Annotated in this window: 23 protein-coding genes; 9 read left to right on the plus strand and 14 right to left on the minus strand. The window is 64.7% G+C overall.

The window, feature by feature from the left end; genetic code table 11:
- Positions 1–2: 2 nt before the first annotated feature.
- The 8 genes from flgJ to IB259_RS02885 all read left to right on the plus strand — a co-directional run bounded on the left by flgJ (position 3) and on the right by IB259_RS02885 (position 12,250).
- Positions 3–980 (plus strand): flagellar assembly peptidoglycan hydrolase FlgJ, encoded by a 978-nt coding sequence (gene flgJ / locus IB259_RS02850; RefSeq protein WP_175180788.1) that lies wholly within the window; start codon positions 3–5, stop codon positions 978–980.
- Between the two features lie 70 nt (positions 981–1,050).
- Complete coding sequence (gene flgK, locus IB259_RS02855; RefSeq protein ID WP_054456677.1) at positions 1,051–2,718, plus strand: flagellar hook-associated protein FlgK; 1,668 nt, start codon at positions 1,051–1,053, stop codon at positions 2,716–2,718.
- A 47-nt stretch (positions 2,719–2,765) separates the two neighbouring features.
- A complete protein-coding gene (gene flgL / locus IB259_RS02860) occupies positions 2,766–4,010 on the plus strand; it encodes a flagellar hook-associated protein FlgL (RefSeq protein ID WP_175180789.1) in 1,245 nt (414 codons plus the stop codon).
- A gap of 141 nt (positions 4,011–4,151) precedes the next feature.
- Positions 4,152–6,041, plus strand: coding sequence for a methyl-accepting chemotaxis protein (locus IB259_RS02865; RefSeq protein WP_192327448.1), 1,890 nt, complete (start codon positions 4,152–4,154; stop codon positions 6,039–6,041).
- A 99-nt stretch (positions 6,042–6,140) separates the two neighbouring features.
- Entirely contained in the window at positions 6,141–7,991 is a 1,851-nt protein-coding gene (locus IB259_RS02870; RefSeq protein ID WP_192327451.1) for a methyl-accepting chemotaxis protein, read from the plus strand.
- Between the two features lie 29 nt (positions 7,992–8,020).
- Positions 8,021–8,488, plus strand: coding sequence for a hypothetical protein (locus IB259_RS02875; protein WP_192327454.1), 468 nt, complete (start codon positions 8,021–8,023; stop codon positions 8,486–8,488).
- Between the two features lie 139 nt (positions 8,489–8,627).
- Positions 8,628–10,361: a methyl-accepting chemotaxis protein gene (locus IB259_RS02880; protein WP_054456682.1), complete on the plus strand. Its 1,734-nt coding sequence runs from the start codon at positions 8,628–8,630 to the stop codon at positions 10,359–10,361.
- A gap of 293 nt (positions 10,362–10,654) precedes the next feature.
- Entirely contained in the window at positions 10,655–12,250 is a 1,596-nt protein-coding gene (locus tag IB259_RS02885; RefSeq protein WP_054456683.1) for a PAS domain-containing methyl-accepting chemotaxis protein, read from the plus strand.
- Positions 12,251–12,304: 54 nt separating this feature from the next.
- On the opposite strand, the gene fliR is transcribed toward IB259_RS02885, so the two are convergent.
- From fliR to fliF, 13 genes are all read right to left on the minus strand, one after another.
- A complete protein-coding gene (fliR, locus tag IB259_RS02890) occupies positions 12,305–13,093 on the minus strand; it encodes a flagellar biosynthetic protein FliR (RefSeq protein WP_054456684.1) in 789 nt (262 codons plus the stop codon).
- Positions 13,094–13,126: 33 nt separating this feature from the next.
- Complete coding sequence (gene fliQ, locus IB259_RS02895) at positions 13,127–13,396, minus strand: flagellar biosynthesis protein FliQ (RefSeq protein WP_008163193.1); 270 nt, start codon at positions 13,394–13,396, stop codon at positions 13,127–13,129.
- 19 nt (positions 13,397–13,415) lie between these two features.
- The gene (gene fliP, locus IB259_RS02900) at positions 13,416–14,207 is read right to left on the minus strand and encodes a flagellar type III secretion system pore protein FliP (protein ID WP_166738293.1); all 792 of its coding nucleotides are present in this window, start codon (positions 14,205–14,207) and stop codon (positions 13,416–13,418) included.
- A 27-nt stretch (positions 14,208–14,234) separates the two neighbouring features.
- A complete protein-coding gene (fliO, locus tag IB259_RS02905) occupies positions 14,235–14,558 on the minus strand; it encodes a flagellar biosynthetic protein FliO (RefSeq protein ID WP_054456686.1) in 324 nt (107 codons plus the stop codon).
- Positions 14,559–14,568: 10 nt separating this feature from the next.
- Complete coding sequence (gene fliN, locus IB259_RS02910) at positions 14,569–15,111, minus strand: flagellar motor switch protein FliN (RefSeq protein ID WP_054456687.1); 543 nt, start codon at positions 15,109–15,111, stop codon at positions 14,569–14,571.
- On the minus strand, positions 15,104–16,111 hold the full coding sequence (gene fliM / locus IB259_RS02915; protein WP_119452079.1) for a flagellar motor switch protein FliM: 1,008 nt from the start codon (positions 16,109–16,111) through the stop codon (positions 15,104–15,106). Before fliM ends, fliN begins: the two co-directional genes overlap by 8 nt.
- Before the next feature lie 2 nt (positions 16,112–16,113).
- Positions 16,114–16,740 carry a flagellar basal body-associated protein FliL gene (fliL, locus tag IB259_RS02920; RefSeq protein ID WP_054456689.1) on the minus strand — a complete coding sequence of 209 codons (627 nt, stop codon included), beginning with the start codon at positions 16,738–16,740 and terminating at the stop codon, positions 16,114–16,116.
- 170 nt (positions 16,741–16,910) lie between these two features.
- Entirely contained in the window at positions 16,911–18,305 is a 1,395-nt protein-coding gene (locus IB259_RS02925; RefSeq protein WP_192327457.1) for a flagellar hook-length control protein FliK, read from the minus strand.
- A 24-nt stretch (positions 18,306–18,329) separates the two neighbouring features.
- On the minus strand, positions 18,330–18,779 hold the full coding sequence (gene fliJ, locus IB259_RS02930; protein ID WP_054456691.1) for a flagellar export protein FliJ: 450 nt from the start codon (positions 18,777–18,779) through the stop codon (positions 18,330–18,332).
- Positions 18,772–20,262 (minus strand): flagellar protein export ATPase FliI, encoded by a 1,491-nt coding sequence (gene fliI, locus IB259_RS02935; protein WP_175180796.1) that lies wholly within the window; start codon positions 20,260–20,262, stop codon positions 18,772–18,774. Before fliI ends, fliJ begins: the two co-directional genes overlap by 8 nt.
- On the minus strand, positions 20,259–21,002 hold the full coding sequence (gene fliH, locus IB259_RS02940; RefSeq protein ID WP_054456693.1) for a flagellar assembly protein FliH: 744 nt from the start codon (positions 21,000–21,002) through the stop codon (positions 20,259–20,261). The genes fliI and fliH overlap by 4 nt, the downstream gene beginning before the upstream one ends.
- A complete protein-coding gene (gene fliG / locus IB259_RS02945; protein WP_054456694.1) occupies positions 20,995–22,005 on the minus strand; it encodes a flagellar motor switch protein FliG in 1,011 nt (336 codons plus the stop codon). The genes fliH and fliG overlap by 8 nt, the downstream gene beginning before the upstream one ends.
- Positions 21,995–23,656, minus strand: a complete 1,662-nt coding sequence (gene fliF / locus IB259_RS02950) for a flagellar basal-body MS-ring/collar protein FliF (RefSeq protein WP_054456695.1) — start codon at positions 23,654–23,656, stop codon at positions 21,995–21,997. Before fliF ends, fliG begins: the two co-directional genes overlap by 11 nt.
- Positions 23,657–23,987: 331 nt before the next feature.
- On the opposite strand from fliF, the gene fliE reads away from it, so the two are divergent.
- The gene (gene fliE, locus IB259_RS02955; protein ID WP_054456696.1) at positions 23,988–24,320 is read left to right on the plus strand and encodes a flagellar hook-basal body complex protein FliE; all 333 of its coding nucleotides are present in this window, start codon (positions 23,988–23,990) and stop codon (positions 24,318–24,320) included.
- Between the two features lie 91 nt (positions 24,321–24,411).
- Here the strand turns inward: fliE and IB259_RS02960 are convergent, their stop codons facing one another.
- Positions 24,412–25,215, minus strand: a complete 804-nt coding sequence (locus tag IB259_RS02960; RefSeq protein ID WP_192327460.1) for a flagellar brake protein — start codon at positions 25,213–25,215, stop codon at positions 24,412–24,414.
- Positions 25,216–25,236 lie beyond the last annotated feature (21 nt).

Genomic DNA, 25,236 nt, shown 5'->3' on the forward strand with positions numbered 1-25,236 from the left:
CCATGGCGTACACCAATGATGCGGCGCGCGGCGCCAGCCGGCAGGATTCGGTTTTCGACATGGGCCGCCTGTCTGACCTGAAGCGCGATGTCAAAAAGGATCCTGAGGGGACCGAGCAGCAGAAACAGGTTGCCAAGCAGTTCGAGGCCCTGTTCCTGCAAATGATGGTCAAGCGCATGCGCGAGGCGACGCCTAAGGAAGGGCTGTTCGACTCGCAGCAGACGCAGATGCTGCAGTCCATGGCGGACGAGCAGCTGGCCCTGCATCTGGCGTCGCCTGGCATCGGCCTTTCCGGCGCCATTTTGGCGCAGATGCAGCAGGGCAAGCCCGGGGAGTTGGGCGCGGACGCGGTCAAGCGCCTGGGAGAGGGCGCGGACCTCGACTTCCGCGCCGCTGGCTCGCGCGAAGTGTCGGCATTGCTGAATGTGATGCGCAATAACAGCGCGCAGAACCGGGCGCTGGCCGCTGCGGAAGGCGCGCCCGACCACGTGGTCGCCTTCGTATCCAAGATGTCGCGCGCAGCCAATCTCGCTTCCCAGCAAAGCGGCGTGCCGGCCCGCCTCATCATGGGCCAGGCGGCGCTGGAGTCGGGCTGGGGCAAGCGCGAGATCAAGCACCAGGACGGCAGCACCAGCTACAACCTGTTCGGCATCAAGGCGGGATCCAGCTGGAAGGGGCAGGTTGTCAACGTACTGACTACTGAATACGAAGACGGCGTGGCGAAAAAGGTGACGCAACCTTTCCGCGCCTACGCGTCCTACGAGGAATCGTTCGCGGATTACGCCCGTCTGATCGGCAACAGCCCGCGCTACGAGGGCGTCACGCAGGCCCGCAACGAGATCGAGGCGGCGCGCCGGATCCAGGATGCGGGTTATGCGACGGATCCCCAGTATGCGCAAAAGTTGATCGGCGTGATGAGCCAGCTGCGGGGTGCGGCATCCAAGGTGGAAATTTCTCGCCAGATGTTGGAAGGACTCTAAATTCGGATCACCTCCTGCCGTTAATTGGATATCCAGGTATATCAGCGGTTAAATACGGGGCATTGTCAGCATGAATATGTATAAATTGGCGCTGGGCGGGCTGAACGCCGCTCAGGCAGGGCTGGCCACCACCAGCCACAATATCAACAATGCCACCACGGTTGGTTACAACCGCCAGCGCGTCATGGTTTCGACTGCCGGCGCCCAGGCGACCAGCAACGGCTACATAGGCCGAGGCGTGCAGGTCGACACGGTCGTGCGCAGCTACGACAGTTTCCTGTACAAGCAACTGGTCGGCGCTCAGGGCAGTGGCGCCCAGTTGCAGACGCAATACAACCAGGTTTCGGCAATCAACAACCTGTTCGCCGACCGCACCGTCGGCATCGCGCCGGGCCTGACCAATTTCTTCACCAGCATGAATGCGGTGGCCAGCAAGCCTGCCGACCCTGCCGCGCGCCAGGATTTGCTAGGCAAGGCCAATAGCCTGGCCACCCAGATCCGTTCGGCCTACACCGAGATGCAAAACCAGCGCATCGGCCTGAACACGCAGATCACCACGACGGTCGAGCAGGTCAACAGTTATCTGACGCGTATCGACGATCTGAACCAGCAAATCTCGCTGGCTACGGGCAAGGCGGGCGGCAGTCCTCCGAACGATCTCCTGGATCAGCGCGACCAGGCCGTCATGGAACTGAATCAGCTGGTAGGCATCACCACCTACGAACAAGGCGACAAGATCAACATTACGTTGGCCAACGGTGGCCAGGCGCTGCTATCCGGCAACACCATCTATCCGCTGCAAGCGGTGGCTTCCTCCAAGGATACGGGACGCACCGCCATTGCCTACACGCTGCCGGCCGGCTCGGGTAAGACGGTCGCCGTGGAGCTGGATGATGCGGAAGTGACCGGCGGCTCGCTGGGCGGCCTGTTGCAATTTCGCGCGACTTCGCTGGATGTCATGCAAAGCCAGCTGGGTCAGATGGCCGTCGGCCTGGCGCTGTCCTTCAACGAGCAGCACAAGCAGGGCCTGGACCAGAACGGCAATCCCGGCACGGACTTCTTTGGCATCGGTTCGCCGCAGGGCGTACCGAATGCGCAGAACAAGAGCAACGCGTCGCTTTCGGGTCAGTTCACGAACCTGAACAACATCAACGCCAAGGAATACGAGATTTCCTTCGACGGCACGAACTACCGCGTGCTGCGCATGCCGGAAGGTTCGCAGGTCTACAACGGTCCGGCCACCGGGACGCCGGGCACGCTGAATCTCGACAGCGAGATGGGTGTGACCCTGACCATCAGCGCGCCGCCCCAGGCTGGCGACAAATGGTCGCTGGCACCCACGCGCGATGCGGCACGCGATCTTACCGTTCTGATCTCCGATCCTTACAAGATCGCGGCGGCCGACTTAGAAGGCGGTGACGCCAACGGCAAGAACGCGCTGAAACTGGCTCAGCTGCAGAACAGCAAGGTGCTTGGTAACGGCACGATGAGCGTGAACGATATGTTCGGCCAGGTGGTGAATACGGTTGGGGTGCAAACCGCTCAACTCAAGTCCGCGGCGACCGCGCAGGCAAACCTGATCACGCAGAAGACTGCGGCGCAGCAGGCTGTCTCGGGCGTCAACCTGAACGAAGAATACGTCAGCCTGTCGCTGTACCAGGAACAATATCAAGCCAGTGCTCGCATCATTGACGTGGCCAGCACCATGTTCGACACGCTGCTGGGTCTGCGCGGCTGATCGGATCGTTGAATCGTGACAAATAAAGAAAATTTCGGAGCTTCACCATGCGCCTGAGCACCTCGATGATGTACTCGAACGGCCTGAAGGGCGTTCTCTCTCAGGAATCCGATATGAACCGCCTGGTTGAACAGGTCGGTAGCGGACGCAAGAACCTGACTCCGGCGGATGATCCCCTGGCCGCTGCGTTGGCCATTAGCGTGGCTCAGACGCAGAGCATGAACAATACGTATGGCATGAACCGACAGACGGCCAACACGAATTTGGGTCAGGAAGGCAATACCTTGACGGCGGTGACAAACGCCTTGCAGGAAGCGCGGACCCGTATCATTCAGGCAGGCGGTGTGCTCTCTGATAGCGACCGCCAGACGTTGTCCACCGCGCTCAAAAACACGCGCGATGCGCTGTTGGGTCTAGCGAACACGACGGACGGCAATGGCCAGTATCTGTTCTCGGGCAACGATGGCAACGTGATACCGTACTCCAAGGACGCCACGGGCAAGATCGTCTATAGCAATTCGGTAGGTGAGCGGACCATTCAGGTTGACCAAAGCCGCCAACTGTCCACCAGCGATCTGGGTAAGGATATTTTCGGTCGCGCCAATCCGGGATCGCAAGCCTTTGTCGCGTCGGGGGCAGACTCCAATACTGGCACCGCCGAGTTTGGCTCGGCATCCGTGACGCCGGGCTCGGCCAACGCTGGCAAGAAGTTCGCGGTGCAGTTTGAAACCGATGTGGCTACTGGAAAGATTGGGTATCGGGTCACGACGACGAATCCCGATGGTTCCAGCACGACTGTTCCGGCGGCCGGGTCGCCTGCAGCTTACGCTGACGGCGCCACGATCAATTTGGGTAGCGGTGTATCCGTATCGATCAAGGGCGCCCCGAATGCGGGTGACGTGATCAACGTCGATAGCGTCCAGGCTATCGATATGGACGTGTTCGCTACCCTGGACAATGTCATCGCTGCGCTGGACGCACCCAGCGCTGGCGACCCCGTCGCGACCGCCAAACTGAACAATGCACTAGCGACGGCCAACAAGAAGCTGGCGAACACCTACGACAACGTTCTCACGGTGCAGGCTTCGGTCGGCGCCAGGATGAACGAACTGGACGCACTGAACTCCACGGGTACGCAGAAAGGCCTGTCTTACTCGAAGTCTCTGTCTGATCTGGAAGAACTGGACTACTACCAAGGCGCCAGCCAGCTCGCGTTGCGCCAGGTCGCGCTGCAAGCGGCGTCGGCAGCATTCATGACCATCCAGGGATCAAGTCTGTTCAGCCGCAAGTAGCAATGCGGTAGGTTCAAAAGCGCGCCATCGGGTGCGTAGGGTTGCGCCTTTGCGGACGCTACTGGCCAGGGGCCGGGGCGTCCGTGTGTGCGTGCAGAGTAGGAAATAGTCGTTTCACATTGCTTAACGCTCGGATATTCCATGCTTGTCAACTTGAAAGTCCGCACCTGTCTCGTTCTGGTGTTGCTGCTCTTCACGGGCGCCATGTTCATCTCAAATGGCGTGGCGTGGATGGGGCTGAACTCGAGCAATGAGAAGCTGGAGCGGGTCAACGACGCCTATTCCACGCAGGCCTCGCAGCTGAACCGGGCCTACATCCTGTTCCTGCGCGGCCGCTTGCTGTTGGCGACGTCGCTGATGGATCTGCAGCAAGGAAAGACCGAACAGGCGACTTCGCAGGCCAAGCGCGCGGAAGGTTTGATGCAGGAAGGCGCTCAGGCGCTGGACGCATACCGCAAGGCACCGCGCCTGGAAGGCTCGGAGGCTTTGAATCAAAAGCTGGAAGGCGCCTACAAGCAATTCAGCGACGTGGTCAGGCGTCAGGCGGCCGCTTTGTCGACCATGGCGGTGCAGGACTACCTGGATCTGAACGACGCGGGGAGCGCGGCGAACACGGCTCTGAGAGAGGCCGTCGGCGGCGTGCTGGCGCATATCGACTCCAGCACCGATGAGCTGGTGGTGCAGGCCGAAGCGGCCCACGGCGTTTCGCGCACGGTCACGATAGTCATGCTGGCGATCTCCCTGGCCTTGGCATTGGGCTGCTGGCTGTTCATCAGCCGGACCGTGCTGCGCCCGTTGCGGGAAGCGGGCGACCATTTTGAAAAGATCTCGGGCGGCGATTTCACCGGTCGCATCGACGTGCGCAGCACCAACGAGATCGGCCAATTGTTTGGCGCTATCAAGCGTATGCAGGAAAGCCTGACCCGCACCGTGGCGCTGGTGCGCCGTGGCGTGGACGAGATCAACGTGGGCTCGCGCGAGATTTCCGCCGGCAACACGGACTTGTCCAGCCGCACCGAGCAGCAGGCGGCCTCGCTGGAGGAAACCGCGGCGTCGATGGAAGAACTTGCGTCGACCGTGAAGCAGAACGCGGACAATGCGCGCCAGGCCAATCAGCTGGCGGCCAGCGCGTCCGACGTGGCCGAGCGCGGCGGTTCGGCGGTGTCGGAAGTGGTCAGCACGATGCAAGGCATTTCGGCCAGCTCGCGCAAGATCTCCGAGATCGTGTCGGTGATCGACGGCATTGCCTTCCAGACCAACATCCTGGCGCTGAATGCGGCGGTGGAAGCGGCGCGCGCGGGTGAGCAGGGCAAGGGCTTTGCGGTGGTGGCGGGCGAGGTTCGCTCGCTGGCGCAGCGCAGCGCCCAGGCGGCCAAGGAAATCAAGGGCCTGATCGAGGATTCCGTGAGCAAGGTCAGCGCGGGCTCGCAGCAGGTGGAGCGCGCAGGGTCGACGATGCAGGAGATCGTGGCCTCGGTGAAGCGGGTGACCGACATCATGGGCGAGATCTCGGCGGCGTCCGAGGAACAGTCCAGCGGCATCGACCAGGTGAACCGTGCCGTATCGCAGATGGACGAGGTGACGCAGCAGAACGCGGCGCTGGTGGAAGAGGCGGCGGCTGCCGCGGGCTCCCTGCAGGAACAGGCGCAGCGCCTGGCCGAAGCGGTGGCCGTGTTCAAGATCAATGCGGGCGAAGTGATCGAAGTCCCCGCGCAGCAATTGGCATCGCAACGCAGCGCGCCCCGCATGCCGGCGCCGCCCACACAGCCGCAGGCTGCGGCAGGCAAGGTGCCCGCCGAACCCGCCAACGCTGAAGCGCCTCAGCCGGCGGAACCTGCACCCAAGGCGGCGCCTGCGCCACGCCTGACTCAGGTCGCCCGGCCCAAGCCAGCGCCGGAAGCGGCTACCACCGTTCGTCCGCTACGCCGGCCAGCCAGTCGCCCGGCGAGCGCCAAGGATGCCGCGCCTGCGGCGCCAGCCTCCAGCCGGCGCCCAACGCCTGCGGCGGATGACGATTGGGAGTCTTTCTGACGGAGGGATCCGTCAGCGCAGCACAGGCAGTAAAGCTACCCCCCTATTTACGGCCTGGCGGCAAGAGTGCCGCCGGGACGACTACCGGAATATACGGAAATGTTTAGCAATCTGAAGGTGCGTACGGGCTTGATGCTTGCCCAGTTGGCCGTAGCGCTGGCAGCGCTGGTTTCCATCGTTCTGGGCTGGAACAGCATGCGTTCCAACTCCGAGGCGATCAATGCACTGGATAGCTTGAGCGTACAGCAGGCGAATCTGATCAAGGACGCTTACACGCAGATGCTGCGCGCGACCATACGCGCCGACATCGCTGCCGCGCAGCGGGCCACGGGCGACGCCAATGGCGCCAGCGAGAACACCCGTACGGTGCAACAGCTGGTCGCCGACGCCAAGAAGAAGATGGAGACCTTCAAGGCCATCCCGAAGACCACGGCGGTAGGCAAGAGCGCCGAGGGTGACCTTCTTTCCTCGTTCAACGGCTTTGCAGACGCATTGCAAGCCATGATGTCGGCGTTGGACAAGGGCGATTCGGCGGCTTACCTGGATTTGAAAAACACCAGGGCCGGCGCCGCGAGCGGGGCGTTCTCGAAACAACTGGGCGAATTCGCCAAAGACATTACCTCCTATAGCGAAGAGATGGTGTCGTCCTCGCGCTCGCAGGCGGCGACGATGGCCATTGTGTACGCCGCGTTGGCGGTGCTGATCGTGGCGGTATGGCTGGGCGCCTTCCTGTTCATGAATCGTGTCGTTCTGCGGCCTTTGCGCGCTGTCAGCGACAGCTTCGACAAGATCGCTGGCGGTGATCTGACCGTCCGCGTAGACGTGACCTCGACCAACGAGATCGGCACGTTGATGGCTGCGGTCAAGCGCATGCAGGAAAGCCTGACTCGTACCGTATCTGCGGTGCGCCGTGGCGTGGACGAGATCAACGTGGGCTCGCGCGAGATTTCCGCCGGCAATACGGACCTGTCCAGCCGCACGGAAGAACAGGCCGCTTCGCTTGAGGAAACCGCGGCTTCGATGGAGCAACTGGCATCGACCGTGAAGCAGAATGCGGATAACGCGCGCCAGGCCAACCAGCTGGCGGCCAGCGCGTCCGACGTGGCCGAGCGCGGCGGTTCGGCGGTGTCGGAAGTGGTCAATACCATGCAGGAAATCTCGGCCAGTTCGCGCAAGATCTCCGAGATCGTGTCGGTGATCGATGGCATTGCCTTCCAGACCAACATCCTGGCGCTGAATGCGGCGGTAGAAGCGGCCCGCGCGGGTGAGCAGGGCAAGGGTTTTGCCGTGGTGGCGGGCGAAGTGCGCTCGCTGGCGCAGCGCAGCGCCCAGGCGGCCAAGGAAATCAAGGGCCTGATCGAGGATTCCGTGTCCAAGGTCGGCGCGGGTTCGGAGCAGGTGGAGCGCGCCGGCTCGACGATGCAGGAGATCGTGGCCTCGGTGAAGCGCGTGACGGACATCATGGGCGAGATCTCGGCCGCGTCGGAAGAACAGTCCAGCGGCATCGACCAGGTCAACCGTGCCGTGTCGCAGATGGACGAGGTGACGCAGCAGAACGCGGCGCTGGTGGAAGAGGCTGCCGCGGCCGCGGGTTCGCTGCAGGAACAGGCGGAACGCCTGGCCGAAGCAGTGGCTGTGTTCAAGGTCAATGCGGGCGAAGTGATCGAAGTCCCCGCGCATCAGTTGGCGGGTCAACGTCCGGCGGCGCGCGTGGCTGCCCCGGTCGCGGCCGCAGTGCAGGCGGACGCGCCCGCGGCGGAGGCCAAGGTAGTGCCGGCCGTGCGCTTGACGCATTCCACCCGGACCAAGCCGGCTGCGGCTGAAGGGGCGACAGCGGCGCGGCCGCTGCGCCGTCCCACGGTACGTCCGGCTGCTGCACCGGCGGCCAAGCCCGCCGCGACGGCTGGCCGCCGATCAGCGCCTGCGGATGACGACTGGGAATCTTTCTGACACCGGCGTTGCCGGTAAATGGGTAGGGTATGCGAGGCTATATACATCTTCTGGCGACGGCCGTGGTGGCGGTTCTTCTGGTCGGCTGCGCGGCGTCCGGGCACAATTTCGACCCGGACAAGCTGTCGACCTTGACCCCTGGGCAAACGACGCTGGAAGAGGCTTCACGTGCACTGACCGCCCCGCCCGACAAACTCTACAAGCAGACCGACGGTACGCTGCTCGCGCTCTGGGCCTTCAAAATCACCTTCGTCGCGGACGGCTTGTACAGCCGCAAGGAAGCGCTGCTGCAATTCGGTCCGGACGGCCGACTGCTGCGCCTCGTCGACAGCACCAATATCTTGCTGGAACCCTGGGAACGCCAGAAGCTGCTGGGACCCGCGCCTATGCCTGACTTGCGTCAGGAGATGGCGCCGCCCGCCGCGGCCCCCGAGGTGCAGACCATCTACATACCGGGTCCGGGTGAACCGGCCGGATTGCAGCCTCAGGGCAAATAGCGCCCTGTAGTCCAGCGGGGAGCATCGCGGCGCGAGCCGCGATGTACGTCGCCCGGAGTGCATGTCTCGTGTAACAAGGCATGTCCATCGGGTGGTTTTTTATTTGGTCAGAGTAGTTCCTGAGGGATGGGGAAATAATATGGAAGCGAGTCTCGAGTCCGGTACGAAGTCCGGAAAGGTCGGCAAGAAGAAGGCCGCGCGCGCACCCAAGGTGAAGCGCAAGCTGCGGTTGCGCGATGCCCGCGTCGGCACCATGTTGCTGTGGGTCATGGCGTTCTTCGCCGTGTTGATCGCGGCGGTGGGCGGTCTGGCCGCGTATTTCCTGCAGAACAACTATGAGTCGATTCGCGAGGTCAATGCACTGACCGAACGTTCGAAGCAGGTCGAAGTGATCAACAGCGACATGTTGCGCGCGCGGGTTGCCTTGATGGTCGCCGCGCGCCACCTGCAGGAATCCGGCTGGGGCAGCGGCGAGAACTCGGCCCGCGATGCCGCGGCGGCCTTGAAGGGCGCCACGGACCTGCTGACCGGCGTGCGCAGCCGTTTCGCCGATTTCCAGAAGAACATGCTGCAGGACGATACGGGCCGCCAGCTGTCCATGAACCTGGTCCGTCGTTATCGTTCCTACATCGACGACGGCGTGGATACCATGGTCGAAGCCCTGCGCAGCGAAGACTATTCCACCTTCTACATGGTGAACAACGAGTACGGCACGCCGCGCAGCGCAGCCTTCATCGAGGCGCTCAGCGAGTTTGGCAAGTACATCGGTGACCAGCAGCAAGCCACGATCGAAAAGGCCGAAGCCAATTTCAACCTCGCCATGGTGGCGGTGGGTGTCGCGGTCGGCCTGGCTGTGCTGCTGATGATTCTGGCGCGTCTGGTGTTCGGCCGCCTGGTGGTGCGCCCCTTGGTGGAAGCCGGCCAGCATTTCGACAAGATTGCAGCCGGAGACCTGACCAGCCGCGTGGAAGTGCGTTCTCACAATGAGATCGGCCAGTTGTTCGCCGCGCTCAAGCGCATGCAGGAAAGCCTGACCCGTACCGTATCCGCGGTGCGCAGCGGCGTGGACGAAATCACGGTGGGTTCGCGCGAAATCTCGGCCGGCAATACGGATCTGTCCAGCCGCACGGAAGAGCAGGCGGCTTCGCTGGAGGAAACCGCGGCTTCGATGGAAGAACTTGCGTCGACCGTGAAGCAGAACGCGGACAATGCGCGCCAGGCCAACCAGCTGGCGGCCAGCGCGTCCGATGTGGCCGAGCGCGGCGGTTCGGCGGTGTCGGAGGTGGTCAGCACGATGCAAGGCATTTCGGCAAGCTCGCGCAAGATCTCCGAGATCGTGTCGGTGATCGATGGCATTGCCTTCCAGACCAACATCCTGGCGCTGAATGCGGCGGTGGAAGCAGCGCGCGCGGGTGAGCAGGGCAAGGGCTTTGCCGTGGTGGCGGGCGAGGTTCGCTCGCTGGCGCAGCGCAGCGCCCAGGCGGCCAAGGAAATCAAGGGCCTGATCGAGGATTCGGTGAGCAAGGTCGGCGCGGGCTCGCAGCAGGTAGAGCGTGCGGGTGCGACGATGCAGGAGATCGTGGCCTCGGTGAAGCGGGTGACCGACATCATGGGCGAGATCTCGGCCGCTTCCGAAGAGCAGTCCAGCGGCATCGACCAGGTGAACCGTGCCGTGTCGCAGATGGACGAGGTGACGCAGCAGAACGCGGCGCTGGTGGAAGAGGCGGCCGCGGCCGCGGGTTCGCTGCAGGAGCAGGCCCAGCGCCTGGCCGAAGCAGTGGCCGTGTTCAAGATCAACACGGGCGAAGTGATCGAAGTTCCTGCGCACCAGTTGTCAGGCGGTTACGCCGCGCCGACGCTGACGCAGGCTTGATGCCCGTCGTCTGACGTCAGTAACAGGACCGCGGCCGCGCTGATGCGCGGCCGCGGTCCATATGCTTTGCGCCTTGGCGTGCGCAAATTCATGCGCACGTTAAGTTTTCGAAAATTTGGTCGTTAACAACAATAACGCCTGAAAAGGGCGGTGAACAGTGTTCGAAAATGCGGGGCCGTGCCGTCCCGGAGCCTGACGAACCTGGCGGGGGAACACGTCTATGCGGGGCGTCAGATCCGGTTTGCTCGCCGATATTCATTCGCTGCTCGACATGATGTATCCGGAGGCAAGCTGTGCGCGTCAACCTACCCGTCCACAATGTAGAAACCAAGCTGCGCGAGGATCAATACCTGATCTCGCGTACTGATACCAAGGGCCGGATCGTCTATGCGAACCCGGCTTTTGTCGAAGTCAGCGGTTTCTCCCGCGAAGAACTCATCGGCAAACCGCACAACATCGTGCGCCATCCCGACATGCCGCCCGAAGCCTACGAAGACCTGTGGGAAACGCTGCAGGCCGGAGAGTCGTGGCTGGGCCTGGTGAAGAATCGGCGCAAGGACGGCGGTTACTACTGGGTGCTGGCCAATGCAACGCCCATCGTCGAAAACGGCGAGGTCGTGGCGTATTCCTCGGTACGGGTGCGCCCCTCCGAAGAACAGATCGAAATGGCTGAGGATTTGTATGCCCGAATTCGCGAGGGCACGGCCAAGGGCGTGCGCATCCTGCGCGGGCGTCCCGTGCGGGCGGGCTGGCGGCGCGGCGTGGACGTGCTGGCATTTCCATTCCGGCGCAATGTCCGCAGCCGCATGCTGCGCCACGCGCTGCTGTCATCCGCAATCATGGCTGGCGCGGGCATTTACGGCCTGCGGGCCAATTGGGCGGAACTGGGCACCTTGGGCGCGAGCGTTGGCTGCGCGGCCATTGCGCTGGGCGTCATCGCCATCTTTGGCATGGGCTGGCGCCTGTCGCGCTCGCTGCTGGATCCGATGGTGGATGCCGCCAATATGGCGCGTCAGGTGGCCGCGGGCAATCTGACCACGCAGATCGTGGCGGATTCCGACGATGAAGTCGGAAGTTTGAAGTTCTCGCTGGAAGTGATGCGCAAGAGCCTGATCGGGATTGCACAGGACGTGTATCGCGGCATTGAAGGCACGACCCATGCCGCAGCGCATATCGCGCGCGGCAACCAGGAACTCGCGGGTCGTACCGAAGGCCAGGCGGCGTCCTTGCAGCAGACCGCGGCCAGCATGGAACAGCTGACGTCCACGGTGCGGCAGAACGCCGACAACGCGCGTCAGGCCAACCAGCTTGCGGCCAGCAGCATGGAAGTGGCGCGCAAGGGCGGCGTGGCGGTCGGGCAGGTGGTCAGCACCATGCACGGCATTTCGGACAGCTCCCGCAAGATCGCCGATATCGTCAGCATCATCGAAGGCATCGCGTTCCAGACCAACATCCTGGCCCTGAACGCCGCCGTGGAAGCGGCCCGCGCCGGGGAGTCCGGCAAGGGCTTCGCGGTGGTGGCGGGCGAGGTCCGCAGCCTGGCGCAGAAGAGCGCGCAGGCAGCCAAAGAGATCAAGGGCCTGATCGAAGACTCGGTGGAGCGCGTGACCGAAGGCTCCCAGCAGGCCGAGCAGGCGGGCGCGACGATGCAGGACATCGTGGCCGCCGTGCATCGTGTCACCGACATCATCGGCGAGATCTCGCAGGCTTCGCAGGAACAGTCCAGCGGCATCGAGCAGGTGGATACGGCGGTGTCGCAGATGGACGTGATGACGGTGCAGAACACCGCGCTGGTTCAGGATCTGGGTGGCGCCGTGATGCAGCTGGGCAACCAATCCGGCGCGCTGCGCGAGACGATCCGGGTGTTCCGCCTTACCGGGCAGCAGTAAACGGAAACGGGCGGTGTCACGCACCGCCCGGCATCCACCACTACCAGTCCAGTCCTATTTGCCCGCCAGAGCGTCGGCGACCCGGCTCATCGCCGTGAGCCCAGATTCGAACAGCGATTCCAGGAACGGCCCGGCGTGCGGCAGCACGACCGTCAGAATGGTGACGCCGATGATGAGCGTTACGGGAAAGCCGATAGAGAACACTGACAGCTGCTGCGCCGCGCGGTTCAGGATGCCCATGGCCAGGTTGATGGTCAGCAGCGCGCAGATCAGGGGCAGGGCCAGCAACAGGCCCGATACGAATATGGTCTTGCCCCATTCCACCACCACGCCAAAGCCGTTCTGATGCAACTGGATCATGGCGACGGGCAAGGTGTCGAAAGAGCGAACCAGCGCAGCCAGGACCAGCAGATGGCCGTCCAGGGCCAGAAAAGTCAACATCGCGATGATGTTGAACAGGCGCGACAGCACCGCGGTGTTGGCGCCGGAAGCCGGGTCGAAGAACGAGGCGAACGACAGGCCCATCTGCAGGCCGACGAATTCGCCGGCGGTCTGCACGGCGGCGAACACCAGGCGCATCGTGAAGCCCAGCGAGATGCCGATCAGCACTTGCTGCATGACCATCCACAGCCCGGTAAACGAACCGGGCGCAATGGGCGGCACGGGATCGAGCGCCGGACTGATGGCGACGGCCAGGACGAAGGACAGCCCGACCTTTACCTTGATGGGTATCAGCGATTCGGAGAACAGCGGGGCGGTGCCCACGAGCGCCAGGATGCGCACGAACGGCCAGAGAAACTGACCGATCCAGCCGTTGAGCTGCTCGAGCGTGAAGGCGATCATGGGAAAAGTCCGGTGTCCGGCGGCGGGTGCCGCTCAGGACACCAGCATGGGGATCTGGCCGATCAGCTGCCGTATGTAGTCGACCATGACGCCGATAAGCCAGGGGCCCAGCAGCACCAGCACGCCGCACATGGCCAGCAGCTTGGGAATGAACGACAGCGTCATTTCGTTGATCTGCGTGGCGGCCTGGAAGATGCTGATGACCAGGCCGACCACCAGCGTCACGAGCAGCAAGGGCCCGGCCATCGCCAGCACGATCTTCATCGCCTGGTAGGTCATGGTCATGACGGTTTCGGCGGTCATGGCGATTTTCCTCCAGGCGTTATTGGTAGAAGCTTTGGGCCAGGGAGCCCATGAGCAGGTTCCAGCCGTCGGCCAGCACGAAAAGCATCAGCTTGAAGGGCAGGGCCACCGTCACTGGCGGCACCATCATCATGCCCAGCGCCATCAGTACGCTGGCGACGACCAGGTCGATGATGAGAAAGGGGATGAAGATGGTGAAGCCGATCTGGAACGCGGTCTTGAGTTCGCTGGTGATGAACGCCGGCACCAGGATGCGCAGGGGCACCTGAGTAGGGTCTTCCAGTGCCGGCTGCTTGGCCAGGTTGGCGAACAGCGACAGATCGTTTTCGCGCGTCTGGTGCAACATGAAGGTACGCAGCGGCGCGGCGGCGCGCTCGACGGCCGCCTCGAACTGGATCGAGCCTTCGGACAGCGGCTTGTAGGCGTCGGTGTAGATCTTGTCGAACACCGGCGACATCGTATAGAAGGTCAGGAACAGCGCCAGGCCGATCAGCACGTGGTTGGGCGGCGACATGGCCGTGCCCATGGCGCTGCGCAGCAGGCCCAGCACGATGATGATGCGGGTGAAGCCCGTCATCATCAGCAGCGCGGCAGGCAGGAACGACAGCGACGTCATCAGCAGCAAGGTCTGCATGCTGAGCGAATAGGTTTCGGAACCGTTCGGACCCGGCGTGGCGGTCAGCGCTGGCAAGGTGGCCTGCGCGACGACACCCGCGGGAAACAGGGTGAGGCCCAGCAGGGCGGCGGCGCCGAGCAGGTGCAGTGCGCCGGGCCGGGCGCGGACGAGTGTCGTGCTTGTGGGCAAACTCATGGGTGTCGCTTGGAGGGCGCTGCAGCGCTAGCGGCGCTTGAGCGCCTGGCCCAGCTTGGCCGCGAAGGCGGCCGCGGGCAAGGTCGAAGCCTCGGGCAACTGGCCGGCGGGCAGGGTATGCAGGGTATTGAGCTGGTTCGGGCCGACGCCCACCACCAGCCAGGTATTCTCGACTTCCACCACCACGATGCTCTGGCGCGGACCGACGGGCAGGCTTGCGACCTGCCGCAGCAGGTTGCCGCCGCCGCGTTGTGTCAGCCCGGCGCGGCGCGCCAGCCAGGCCGAGGCCAGGATGGCGGCCACGACCAGGATCAGGCCGGCAACGACGCGCAGGAGGGCGGTATCGTCCATGGCGCCAGGGTCAGCGGCGGTTGTTCAAGCGGTTGATCCGCTCGGACGGCGTGATGATGTCGGTCAGGCGGATGCCGTACTTGTCTTCCACGACCACGACTTCGCCCTGGGCGATCAGGTAGCCGTTGACGAAGATGTCCATCGGCTCGCCTGCCAGGCCGTCCAGCTCGACCACGGAGCCCTGACCCAGCTGGAGCAGGTTCTTGATGGTCAGGCGGGTGCGACCCAGCTCGACCGTCAGCTGGACGGGTACGTCCATGATCAGGTCGATGTCGGCGCCAGCGCCGCCGGCGGTGCCGGCCAGGGGCTTGAACACGGATTGCGCAGCCGGTTGGGCTGCTGCGGCAGGAGCTGCAGGTGCCGCCGCGGCAGGGGTCGGCGCGGCCGCGGGAGCGGCCGCGCTGGTTTGCTCGGCCATGGCGGCGGCCCAGTCGTCCTGCGGCTTCAGGCCGTCGGCCTGGGTGGGCGGATTGGCGCGGGATTGTTCGGCGAGCGCGTCGGCCCAGTCGTCGGCCGGGGACGAGCCGGTACCGGGCTCGTTCTTGTCAGTCATGGTCAGAGGCCTCGTTGGATTCTGTATCGTGGGTAAACATGTTCTGTACGCGCAGGGCGTACTGGCCGTTGAAGACGCCGTAGCCGCATTCCATCAGCGGCACGCCGTCGACGCTGGCGACTATGGTTTCGGGTACGGTCACGGGGAGGACGTCACCGACCTTCAGGCTCATCAGTTCGCGGATCGACGAGGGGATGCGGGCAAATTCCGCTACCACGTCGATGTCGGCGCTACGTACCTGGCGCGAGAGCTGCTGCGCCCAGCGCTGGTCCACTTCTTCGAGCGTGGTTTCCTGCAGCGGGCGCGTCAGCAGATCGCGCACCGGTTCGATCATGGAATAGGGCAGGCAGATGTTCAGGTCGCCGCCGGTCGCGCCGAATTCGATGTGGAACGAGGTGACGACCACCACTTCATTGTTGCCGGTGATGCTGGCGAACTTGGTGTGCATCTCCGAACGCACGTACTCGAATTCGATCGGATAGACGGGATCCCAGGACTTGCCGTAGCTTTCCAGGGTCAGGTTGAGCAGGCGCCGGATGATGCGCTGTTCAGTCGTGGTGAAGTCGCGGCCTTCGACGCGCGTGTGGTAGCGGCCATCGCCGCCGAACAGGCTGTCGATGACCAGGAACACCAGGTTCGGGTCATAGGTGAAGAGGGCCGTGCCGCGCAGGGGCTTCATCTGAATCATGTTCAGATTGCTCGGCACGGGCAGGTTGCGTTCGAAATCCGCGTACTTCTGGATCTTGATCGAACCTACGGTTATGTCCGCGCTGCGGCGCATGAAGTTCAGCAGCACGTGGCGCATCTGCCGGGCGAAACGCTCGTTGATGAGCTCCAGCGTCTGCATGCGGCGGCGTACGACGCGCTCGGGCGAACTCAGGTCGTAGGCGCGGGCGCCGGCGTTCGGGTCCGTGGCGCTAGCTTTGCTGTCGCTTTCGCCGGTGACGCCCGCCAACAGCGCATCAACCTCGTCCTGCGAAAGAAATGCCTCGTAGGCCATGCTTATTGCACCACGAACGCCGTGTACAGTACGTCGGTGACGTACTGGCCGTCCGGCAGGGGCGAGAAGGGGCGATTCACGGCCTGCTTGATGGCGTTGGCCATGTCGGTCTTGCCTTGCTGAGTCTGTACGCCGGTGGGCGATTGCGACGACAGCACCATCAGGATGCGGCTGCGCACTTCAGGCATGTACTTTTCGAGGCGCGTGCGGGTTTGTTCGTCGCTGACGCGCAACGTCAGGCCCACGTGCATGATGCGTTCCGTATCAGGATTCTGCAGCGTGACGGTGAAGGGTTCGATCGGCACGAAGATCGGCGCGGGCACGGCGACCGGGTTGGCCGGCGGCGCGACAAAGGTGGTCGGGGCTGCTTGCGGGCCTTGTTCGGGTTGGCCGGGCTGACCGGGTTGGCCAGGTTGCCCTGCCGGCACCTGACCGACGCCGAGCTGCACGGTTGCGCTGTTCTGCGGCTGCATGCGTTGGGTGATGAACCAGGTTGCGCCGGCGCTGGCCGCGGCAACGATGAGCAGGACCAGGATTGCCAGCAAGGGGCGAAGAATACGGCCCATGCCGCCGGAGCGGGAAGAAGGCGCGCCGCGCGCAGGCATGGGTGAAGGTTTGGAAGTCGCCATCTCGGTGTCGATGCGTGTTTTGCCGCTGATGAAAACGGGTTCTTAGTGGATGAAAGCATTCTGCCCCAAATGCCGCTTCCGCTTGGAGGCGAAAAACAGGGCGAAAGCCGCGTATCTCAAGCTATTGCTGCACCGCCCGCAGCCGTGGCCGGGAGCGATGCGTTGCTTTGTCAGGCGAAGGTGTCCACCAGCGCGTTGGCGTTGCGCGGGGCCGTTACCGCAGCCGGTGCTTCAGCCACGGCTTCGGCGCCAGTCTGGGCGCCTCCGGCATGGCGTTGCGAGCTGTTGCCGCCTTGTTGCGCGAACTCCTGTTGGGCGGCTTGTTCACCCACGCTGGTCTGCCCCAGCGAGATGCCGGCCTGGGCCAGCGCCTGCTGCAGTTGCGGGATGGCGGTTTCGATCGCCTGGCGTACCGAGGCGTGGGCCGACACGAACGAAGCGCTGGCGACGCCGTCCGACAGGTTCAGGCTGACGCGCAGCGGGCCGAGATCGGGCGGATCGAGGCGCAGTTCGGCAGTTTGCATGCCTTGGCGCGCGTTGTGGCTCATCATGACGACCTGTTGGCCGAGCTCCGTGCCCCAGTGGGTGCCGCCGACGGGAGTGGCGACTTGCAGCACGACCGGCACGACCGGAGCGGCGACCGCTGCAGGGTTTGCAATGGGAGCGGTGGCAGGACGCTGCGCGGCTGCGGCAAGCGCCTGGGCCAGATGGTCCTGGGCCGAGGCGCCATGCTGGGGTGCCTGGAATTGCTGTTGCGCGCTGGCCAGGGCAGGGGTCTCGTCGGTCTGTTCTGGCATGGTGCCATGGTCCGCGGCGGGGCGTGCGTCGCGCGCGGGACGGGGCAGCGCGACCTCCGCAGCGAGTCGCGGCGTTTCGGCCTTGACGGGCGCGGTAGCGGCCGGGGTGCGGACCGGCGTTTGCGCGACGGCCGCGGCGTCAGTGCCGGGCTTGGCTGCCGCGGTGACGACCGGTACGGCGATTTCTGCCTCGCGGGCGGCCAACGCGGCGGCAGCCTCTGCCTGCGGAGCGGTCAGGCCGACAGCGCCAGAGGCTGCGATGGCAGCGGCCTGCGCCTGCGTCGCGGGTGCCGCGTCGGCGGCATTCAATGCGGCGGTCAGAACGGCGGCGCCGCTGCTCATCGCTGCGGCGGCAGCGGTGGCGTTGCCGCGCGCGAGCTGCACTTGTTCTGCGGCCTGGGCCGCGATTTCGAGGGCTTGCTGCGGGAGTATGACCGCGGGTTGCGCGGCCGCAACGGCGAGTGCGCCTGCCTCGGCCTGCGCGGCGGCTTGCACCGCCTCGTCGATGGCGCCGGCGGCGGCGCCTTCGGCGCGGGCGGCTGGGTCGCTGGATGTCTTGCCATCAGCCGGCGTCTTGGCGCCGTTGTTGGCGGGGCGCGAGTCGGCGGCCTGGTTGGGGCGTTGTTGCGCGGGACGCTGCTGGGCCAGCACGTCGGAGAAGCTGGGGCCCTTCTTGTTATTTGTAGGCGCGCTCTTGGCGCCGAGCGCGTCGGCGATCGACGATGGCGCGGCGGGCGCGATGGAGGGCAGGGGCAGGGGAGCGTTCATCTGGGGCTTCCTGTTAGGTATTGCTTAATGCATGCCGGTCTGGCGCTGGACCAGACGGGCGGAATATTCATCGTTGGCGCGCTGTTCGCGGCGGGATTCCACCACGGCCTGGGCGCGCAGTTCGCGCTGCGCCAGGGCGTCGTAGGAGTTGAGCTTGCGCTTTTCCTGTTGCCAGTAGAGCCGGCCCTTGGCGAGGTTGTCGTCGGCTTGGCGCAACACGCCTTGTTGTTGGCTGATGGCGTCGTCCAGCGTGCTGATGAAGCGCTGGTAGTTATGGCAGTCGCTGGCGGACATTCCGCTGGTCATTGCCTGTTGCAACCGTTCCAGGTAGTCCTGACGGTAGTCGTGCAGCATGGACAGCTGGCGTTCGGCGTTGGTGCGTTCGGCGCTGAGCCTGCCGAGGAGGCGGGCGGCTTCGTCCGTGCTCTCTTTGGCCAGGTTGATCAGCATGTCCAAAGGCAATTGGCTAGGCATAAGCGTCCCTCAATTCGAAACTGGCGCGCAATTGGCTGACGGCGGCTTCATAGCCGACGTTTTCGCCGATGTCTTGTTGCAGGAAGGCTTCCAGGCGTGGATAGCGGGCGATGGCCTCGTCCAGCTGCGGATCATTGCCGGCAGCGTAGGCGCCCACCGCGATCAGATCGCGGTTGCGCTGGTAGCGCGACAGGCTTTGCTTGAAGCGGCGCACCACGGCGAACTGCTCGGGCGTGATCAGCGAAGTCATGGCGCGCGAGATCGACGCTTCGATGTCGATGGCCGGGTAATGGCCTGCTTCGGCCAGGTGGCGCGACAGCACGACGTGGCCATCCAGGATGGCGCGAGCCGAATCGGCGATCGGATCCTGCTGGTCGTCGCCTTCGGCCAGCACGGTGTAGAAGGCGGTGATCGAGCCGGCCTTGCCGGATGGTCCAGGCGCGCCCATGCCGGCGCGCTCGACCAGCGTCGGCAGCTTGGCGAAGACCGAGGGCGGATAGCCCTTGGTTGCCGGCGGCTCGCCGATGGCCAGCGCGATCTCGCGCTGCGCCATGGCGTAGCGGGTCAGCGAATCCATGATCAGGAGCACGTCCAGGCCCTGATCGCGGAAGTGTTCGGCCAGGCGCGTGGCGTAGGCGGCGCCTTGCAGGCGCAGCAACGCCGACACGTCCGCCGGCGCAGCCACCACGACGGAGCGCGCCAGACCCTCCGGGCCCAGGTTGTGTTCGATGAATTCCTTGACTTCGCGGCCACGTTCGCCGATAAGGCCGACGACGATGACGTCGGCCTTGGTGTAACGGGCCATCATGCCGAGCAGCACGCTCTTGCCGACGCCGGACCCTGCGAACAGGCCCATGCGCTGTCCTCGGCCCACGGTGAGCAGGCCATTGATGGCACGCACGCCGGTGTCGAGCACCGTATCGATGGGGGCGCGGGATAGGGGGTTGATCGGTTGGGCGGACAGGGGGGCCAGTTCGGCGCCCGTGAGCGGGCCCAGTCCGTCCAGCGGGCGGCCGGCGCCGTCCAGTACCCGGCCCAGCAAGGCGTTGCCCACCGGCAGGTGGCGGCCCAGCTGCGGCTTGGCGTTGCCGTTCAGTTCGGCCTTGCGCGGCAACGGAATCTGGCGTTGCACGGGGGGCTCGCCAGGCACGACGCGCGCGCCGGGCGGCAGGCCCGAGATATCAGCCTGCGGCATCAGGTAGAGCGTGTGGCCGTCGAAACCCACGACTTCGGCATCCGCCCAGTGGTCGTGGCCGCGAGCGATTTCGATGCGGGCGGCTGCTCCGACGGGTAGACGCAGGCCGGTCGCGTGCAGCACCAGACCTGTGGCGCGCGTGATCTTGCCGCTGACGAGCCACGGATCGGTCGAGCCCGCGCGGATGGAGCCGATTTGCAGTTGGGTCTGCCAGCGGTCGATGACCGGAACCGTAATAGCGGGCGCAGCCGGTTGGCCTGGCTGGAGGGAGGCCGGATTGGCGCTCACACCGGTTCCTCCCAGGATACGTTGCGGCCCAAGGAGGCCGCGACCCGGCGCCAGCGCGTCTGCAAGGTGGCGTCGATGTCACCAAAGGGCGTTTCGGCGCGGCAGCCTCCGCGCGAGATGGACTCGTCGGCCAGGACGCGCCAGTGGCCTTCCTTGAGCTCATCCGCCAGATGCAGGCGGATCAGTTCGATGTCTTCGGGGTTGGCCCACAGGCGCATCTGGCCGCCGGCGGTGGGGTTGATGTGCAGCACTTCCCGCACCGCGTTGATAACGGTTTCCGGCTGGTCTGCGAGCGTGGTGCGCACTACCTGCTGGGCGATGTCCAGGGCGAGGGTCAGCAGGCCCTGGCCCATTTTTTCTTCGAGCGAGCCGAGGGAAGCGGCGCAGGCTTCGACCAGCGCATGCAGGCGCTGTGCTTCCGCGGCGCCCTGTTCACGCGCCTGGACGAGACCTTCTGCGTAGCCTTGTTCGCGGCCGGCGGCCAGGCCGGCTTCGTAGCCAGCCTGTTGGCCAACTTCCAGGCCGGCGGCATGGCCCTGCGCGTGGCCTTCCTCGCGGCCTTCGACAAGCGCCTGGGCGCGCAGCTGGGCCATCACCACTTCGGGATCCGGTCCCGGGTCGGGTTCGGGTTCCGGCTCCGCTTCGACGACCGCGGGCTCGTCGAACGACAGCATCTGCCAGCGCCGCCAGGCGGCGCTGCGCGAGATGAGCGTCGTGGCGCCGCTGTCCACCTCAGACATAGGTGTCGTCTCCCTGGTTGCCCAGGACGATCTGGCCGCTTTCGGCCAGGCGACGCGCGATCTGCAGGATCTTCTTCTGCTCGGTCTCGACCTTGGACATGCGGATCGGACCTTGCGCGTCCAGGTCTTCGCGCAGCATTTCGGCGGCGCGGCTGGACATATTGCGCAGGAACTTGGCGCGCAGCTCTTCCGGGGCGCCCTTGAGCGCAACCATGAGCGTGTCGTTGTCGATTTCCTTGAGGATGAGCTGGATGGCGCGATCCTCGACGTCGAGCAGGTTGTCGAAGACAAACATCTCGTCGATGATCTTCTGTGCCAGATCGTTGTCGCGCTCGCGCAGGCTGGCGACCACGGTTTCTTCCTGGGTCGAGTTCATCATGTTCAGGATCTCGGCCGCGGTGCGCACGCCGCCCATCTTGCTGCGCTTTGCGCCCTGGCCGGCCAGGACCGAATTCAGGACTTCCGTGAGCTCGGACAGCGCTGCGGGCTGCACGCCGCCGAACGTGGCGATACGCAGCATCACGTCGTTGCGCAGGCGGTCCGTCAGGAGCGCCAGTACGCCGGCGGCGCGGTCGCGCTCCAGGTGCACCAGGATGGTCGCGATGATCTGCGGGTGTTCGTCGCCGATCAGTTCGGCCACGGTGTTCGGATCCAGCCAGTTCAGCGCATCGATGCCGCTGCCGCCTTCGCCGGCTTCCAGGATGTCTTCGATCAGGCCGGCCGCGCGGTCGCTGCCCAGTGCCTTGGTCAACACGGTACGGATGTAGTCGTCCGAGCCCAGCGTGACGGCCATGAATTGGTCGGCTTCCTGGCGGAACTCTTCCAGTACCACCGCAACGTCGCTGCGCGTGACCTGTTTCAGGCTGGCCATGGCGGCGCCGACCTGCTGGACTTCACGGGCGCCGAGGTATTTGAAGACCTCGGCCGCCGCATCTTCGCCCAGCGACATCATCAGCACGGCGCTGCGCGTCATGCCGTCCAGCGGGGTGGAATCATTTTTCATCTTTATTCATCCAGGTGCGCAGAACCATCGCGACGGCGCGCGGATCCTTGTTGGCCATCGTGCGGGCGCGTTCGAGGTTGTCCTGGTAGCGGTCCACTTCCTTGGCGCGGGCCGCGTCCTGGGCCTCGCGTGCAGCTTCGATGCGTTCGGCTTCAGCCTGTTCCGGATCGACCGGCGGGTAGAGGTAGTCGCCCACCGTGCGGCGCAGCAGGCGATACAGCCACAGTGCCAGCACGCCACCGACCAGCCAGGCCAGGATCGTCTTGAACAGCGAGATCATTTCCGGATCGCGCCACATCGGCACCGGCGGCGGGCCATCGTTGAACTGACTGTTGACCAGGTTGAGCGAGTCGCCACGGGTCTCGGAGTAGCCCATGGCTTCGCGCACGAGGTTGGTCAGCTTGTTCAGCTCTTCGGCCGGCAGGGGCTGCAGTTCGCCGTCTTTGTCGCGCATGTAGTTGACCACCACGGCCACCGACAGGCGCTTGAGGTTGCCTACCGGCTGCTTGATGTGGCTGATCGTGCGATCCACTTCGTAGTTGGTGGTGGCGTCGCGGCGTTCATTGAGGTTGCCGGTGACCGCTTGCGTGCTGGTCTGCTGCTGGGCGTTGGCCGGTTGCTGCGGCTGGCCGGGGCGGGGCGGCTGGGGTTGCGGCGGGTTGGCGATGGGGGCCTGGGGGTTGGCCGGCGCCTGGTTCGACAGCGCGCCGGGCACGCCTTGCGCGGGGTTGATGCCGCGCTGGGTCGAGTCGCTGGTTTGCTGGCTGCGCACGGCGGCCTGGCCGGGCTCCTGGTTCGGGCGGTAGACCTCGGACGTTTCTTCGCGGCGGGCGAAGTCGACGTCGGCGCTGGCCTGGGCGTGCACGTTGCCGGGACCAACCAGCGGATTGAGGATGGTGAGGATGCGTTCGACCGTGCGCTGTTCCATTTCGCGCACGAAGCGCATCTGGTCGGCGTCCATGCCGCGGCCTTCGCCCATCGGCGCCGACAGCAGGCGGCCGTTCTGGTCCACGATGGATACGTTCTCGGCGGTGAGTTCGGGGACGCTCGAGGCCACCAGCCAGGAAATCGCGGAGACCTGGGCGTCGCTCAGGCTGCGTCCCGGATGCATGTTCAGCAGCACCGAGGCGGTGGGCGCCTGGCGTTCGCGCACGAAGAGAGACTGGCGCGGCATGGCCAGGTGGACGCGGGCGTGCTGCACGGTGTGCATGGCTTCGATCGAACGCGCCAGCTCGCCTTCCAGGCCGCGCTGGTAGTTGATCTGTTCCGTGAACTGGCTGGCGCCGAAGCGGGCGTTGTCCATCAGTTCGAAACCGACGGAGCCGCCGCGCGGCAATCCCTGGGACGCCAATTGCAGACGCGCGTCGTACACGCGGTCGGCCGGAACCAGCACGGCGGTGCCGGTTTCGTTATAGCGGTAGGGCACGTTCATGGTCCCGAGCGCTGCCACGATGGCGCCGCCGTCGCGGTCGTCCAGGTTCGAGAAGAGCACCTTGTATTTGGGTTCGCTGCTCCACATCGCCACGGCGACGATGACCGCGACGAGAGCCGCCGCCGCGCCCAGCAGGACAGGCTTGGGCAGTGCGCGCACCTTCTCCAGCACGGGGAACTTCGTCAACAACGACGAACTCAGGGTGGCCTGCTGGTTCATTGGCGGCCCCCGCTGGCCACGCGGAGCTGGAATTGGGACTTCATGTCTGGGTAGGGCAGATTACACATGCAACGTGCTTCTGGTCTGGGGAGAGCGTGGATTATTGCCCCTGAGACGTCCATCCCAATCGTTGAAAACAGCCGGTTTTTGGCGTTACTTATCTCCTATGTCCCCGACAAGGCGAACCGAGCCGCCGTCGCCCTGGCTGCAAGCGGCTGCATTCGTGGAAATGTCGGGTTTTTTGGCGGTTCTTGTCAGCTATGAACCGGCGGGGTTGGCGTTACGCTGGGCGCACTATTGGTGTAATCCCAAACAGCAAGGAAATCAGGTAATGGCTGTATCAGGCTTGTCCGGCATCGAAAGCATGCTCCAGCAGATGCGCGCGGTAGTGAGCAAGGCGGAGACCGGTAACCTCAGCGCGGGTGAAATGGTCGGTCAGCCGGATGGCTTCGCCGCGGAACTGCAACGTTCCATCCGTCGCGTCACTTCCGCCCAGAACGCCGCCACGGCCCAGGCCAAGGCGTTCGAGCTGGGGGCTCCCGATATTTCCCTCAACGACGTCATGATCGACATGCAGAAGGCCAGTATTGGCTTCCAGACGGCGGTGCAGGTGCGCAACAAGCTGGTTGCGGCTTACAAGGAAATTTCTTCGATGGCGGTCTGAGTCCCATCGCGGGAACTGCGCTTGCATATACACCGCAAGCGCAGCAGGCATCAGGCGAGGCGCTTGCAACGCGTGGCCCCGCGTCTATCCATCAATTGCGCTGGGCGCCTCTTTCCAGGCGCCAGACCACCTGCTGCAGCCAGTTTTCCTGGCGCGCGTCGAGATTCAGGAAGATGGCCCCCAGATGGCTGACCGGCGGCTCGCCAGTCAGCGAAACGTGCTTGGCCGGCGGTTCGTCCGGATTGGCGGACGAAACCATGGGCTGCCCCGAGACGGGATATACATTGCGCACTTCCAGGCTGGCGTTGAGCTTGCCATGGTCGCCAAAATCCAGTTGCACGTTTTCCATCACGGTACCGCGCTCCGGCAGGGCGGGAACCGCCAGCCCTGCACGCAGGCCTACGCCGTCCACCGAGATGTCGCGTATCGTGAACGAATAGGGCTTGTCGTTGAGGGTGGCTTGCCAACTGGCGCGGCATAGATTGGCGGCCGCGATCAGGGACGCGCGGAACATCTTGCGGCGCTGGATACGGGCCAGGCGTTCTGGAAACGGCGATACCAGCGCGGCGCTGCCGTCGTCGAAATGAATGATCTGGGGGCGCTGCACACGAAAGCGGATCTGCACGCCGCCGTAGGCGGTGGCATGGAAGTGGAAGGTGGTGCCGCTCAGCAAGCCCATGGAGTCGGACTGCTCGAAGTCTGCCCCGGCGTAATCGCGGGGCCTCCAGAAGAACTCGCCCGCCTGCTTGTCCACGCCGAGGATCAGCACGGCCATCTCCCGGTCCGCGGCGTCGCGCACCAGGATGTGGCTGTCAGGGTGCGTCAGCTCGAACAGGGCCGAACGCATCTCGTCAGGCCGGGTCAGCAGGAACTCCGGATCGCTGGCATCCAACACTTTGGTCTTCCTCAGGTAATA

Source organism: Achromobacter sp. ACM04, from assembly GCF_014851465.1.
In the GTDB taxonomy this organism is placed as follows: Bacteria; Pseudomonadota; Gammaproteobacteria; order Burkholderiales; family Burkholderiaceae_B; genus Achromobacter; species Achromobacter aegrifaciens.

Bases quoted from the DNA above. Each gene is read 5' to 3' on its own strand.
- fliR (WP_054456684.1), bottom strand. From the start codon at position 13,093: ATGATCGCCTTCACGCTCGAGCAGCTCAACGGCTGGATCGGTCAGTTT.
- IB259_RS02870 (WP_192327451.1), top strand. From the start codon at position 6,141: ATGTTTAGCAATCTGAAGGTGCGTACGGGCTTGATGCTTGCCCAGTTG.
- fliF (WP_054456695.1), bottom strand. From the start codon at position 23,656: ATGAACCAGCAGGCCACCCTGAGTTCGTCGTTGTTGACGAAGTTCCCC.
- flgJ (WP_175180788.1), top strand. From the start codon at position 3: ATGGCGTACACCAATGATGCGGCGCGCGGCGCCAGCCGGCAGGATTCG.
- IB259_RS02875 (WP_192327454.1), top strand. From the start codon at position 8,021: ATGCGAGGCTATATACATCTTCTGGCGACGGCCGTGGTGGCGGTTCTT.
- fliE (WP_054456696.1), top strand. From the start codon at position 23,988: ATGGCTGTATCAGGCTTGTCCGGCATCGAAAGCATGCTCCAGCAGATG.
- fliQ (WP_008163193.1), bottom strand. From the start codon at position 13,396: ATGACCGCCGAAACCGTCATGACCATGACCTACCAGGCGATGAAGATC.
- flgL (WP_175180789.1), top strand. From the start codon at position 2,766: ATGCGCCTGAGCACCTCGATGATGTACTCGAACGGCCTGAAGGGCGTT.
- IB259_RS02880 (WP_054456682.1), top strand. From the start codon at position 8,628: ATGGAAGCGAGTCTCGAGTCCGGTACGAAGTCCGGAAAGGTCGGCAAG.
- fliH (WP_054456693.1), bottom strand. From the start codon at position 21,002: ATGTCTGAGGTGGACAGCGGCGCCACGACGCTCATCTCGCGCAGCGCC.
- fliM (WP_119452079.1), bottom strand. From the start codon at position 16,111: ATGGCCTACGAGGCATTTCTTTCGCAGGACGAGGTTGATGCGCTGTTG.
- fliO (WP_054456686.1), bottom strand. From the start codon at position 14,558: ATGGACGATACCGCCCTCCTGCGCGTCGTTGCCGGCCTGATCCTGGTC.
- fliN (WP_054456687.1), bottom strand. From the start codon at position 15,111: ATGACTGACAAGAACGAGCCCGGTACCGGCTCGTCCCCGGCCGACGAC.
- IB259_RS02925 (WP_192327457.1), bottom strand. From the start codon at position 18,305: ATGAACGCTCCCCTGCCCCTGCCCTCCATCGCGCCCGCCGCGCCATCG.
- fliL (WP_054456689.1), bottom strand. From the start codon at position 16,740: ATGGCGACTTCCAAACCTTCACCCATGCCTGCGCGCGGCGCGCCTTCT.
- fliG (WP_054456694.1), bottom strand. From the start codon at position 22,005: ATGAAAAATGATTCCACCCCGCTGGACGGCATGACGCGCAGCGCCGTG.
- fliP (WP_166738293.1), bottom strand. From the start codon at position 14,207: ATGAGTTTGCCCACAAGCACGACACTCGTCCGCGCCCGGCCCGGCGCA.
- IB259_RS02865 (WP_192327448.1), top strand. From the start codon at position 4,152: ATGCTTGTCAACTTGAAAGTCCGCACCTGTCTCGTTCTGGTGTTGCTG.
- fliJ (WP_054456691.1), bottom strand. From the start codon at position 18,779: ATGCCTAGCCAATTGCCTTTGGACATGCTGATCAACCTGGCCAAAGAG.
- flgK (WP_054456677.1), top strand. From the start codon at position 1,051: ATGAATATGTATAAATTGGCGCTGGGCGGGCTGAACGCCGCTCAGGCA.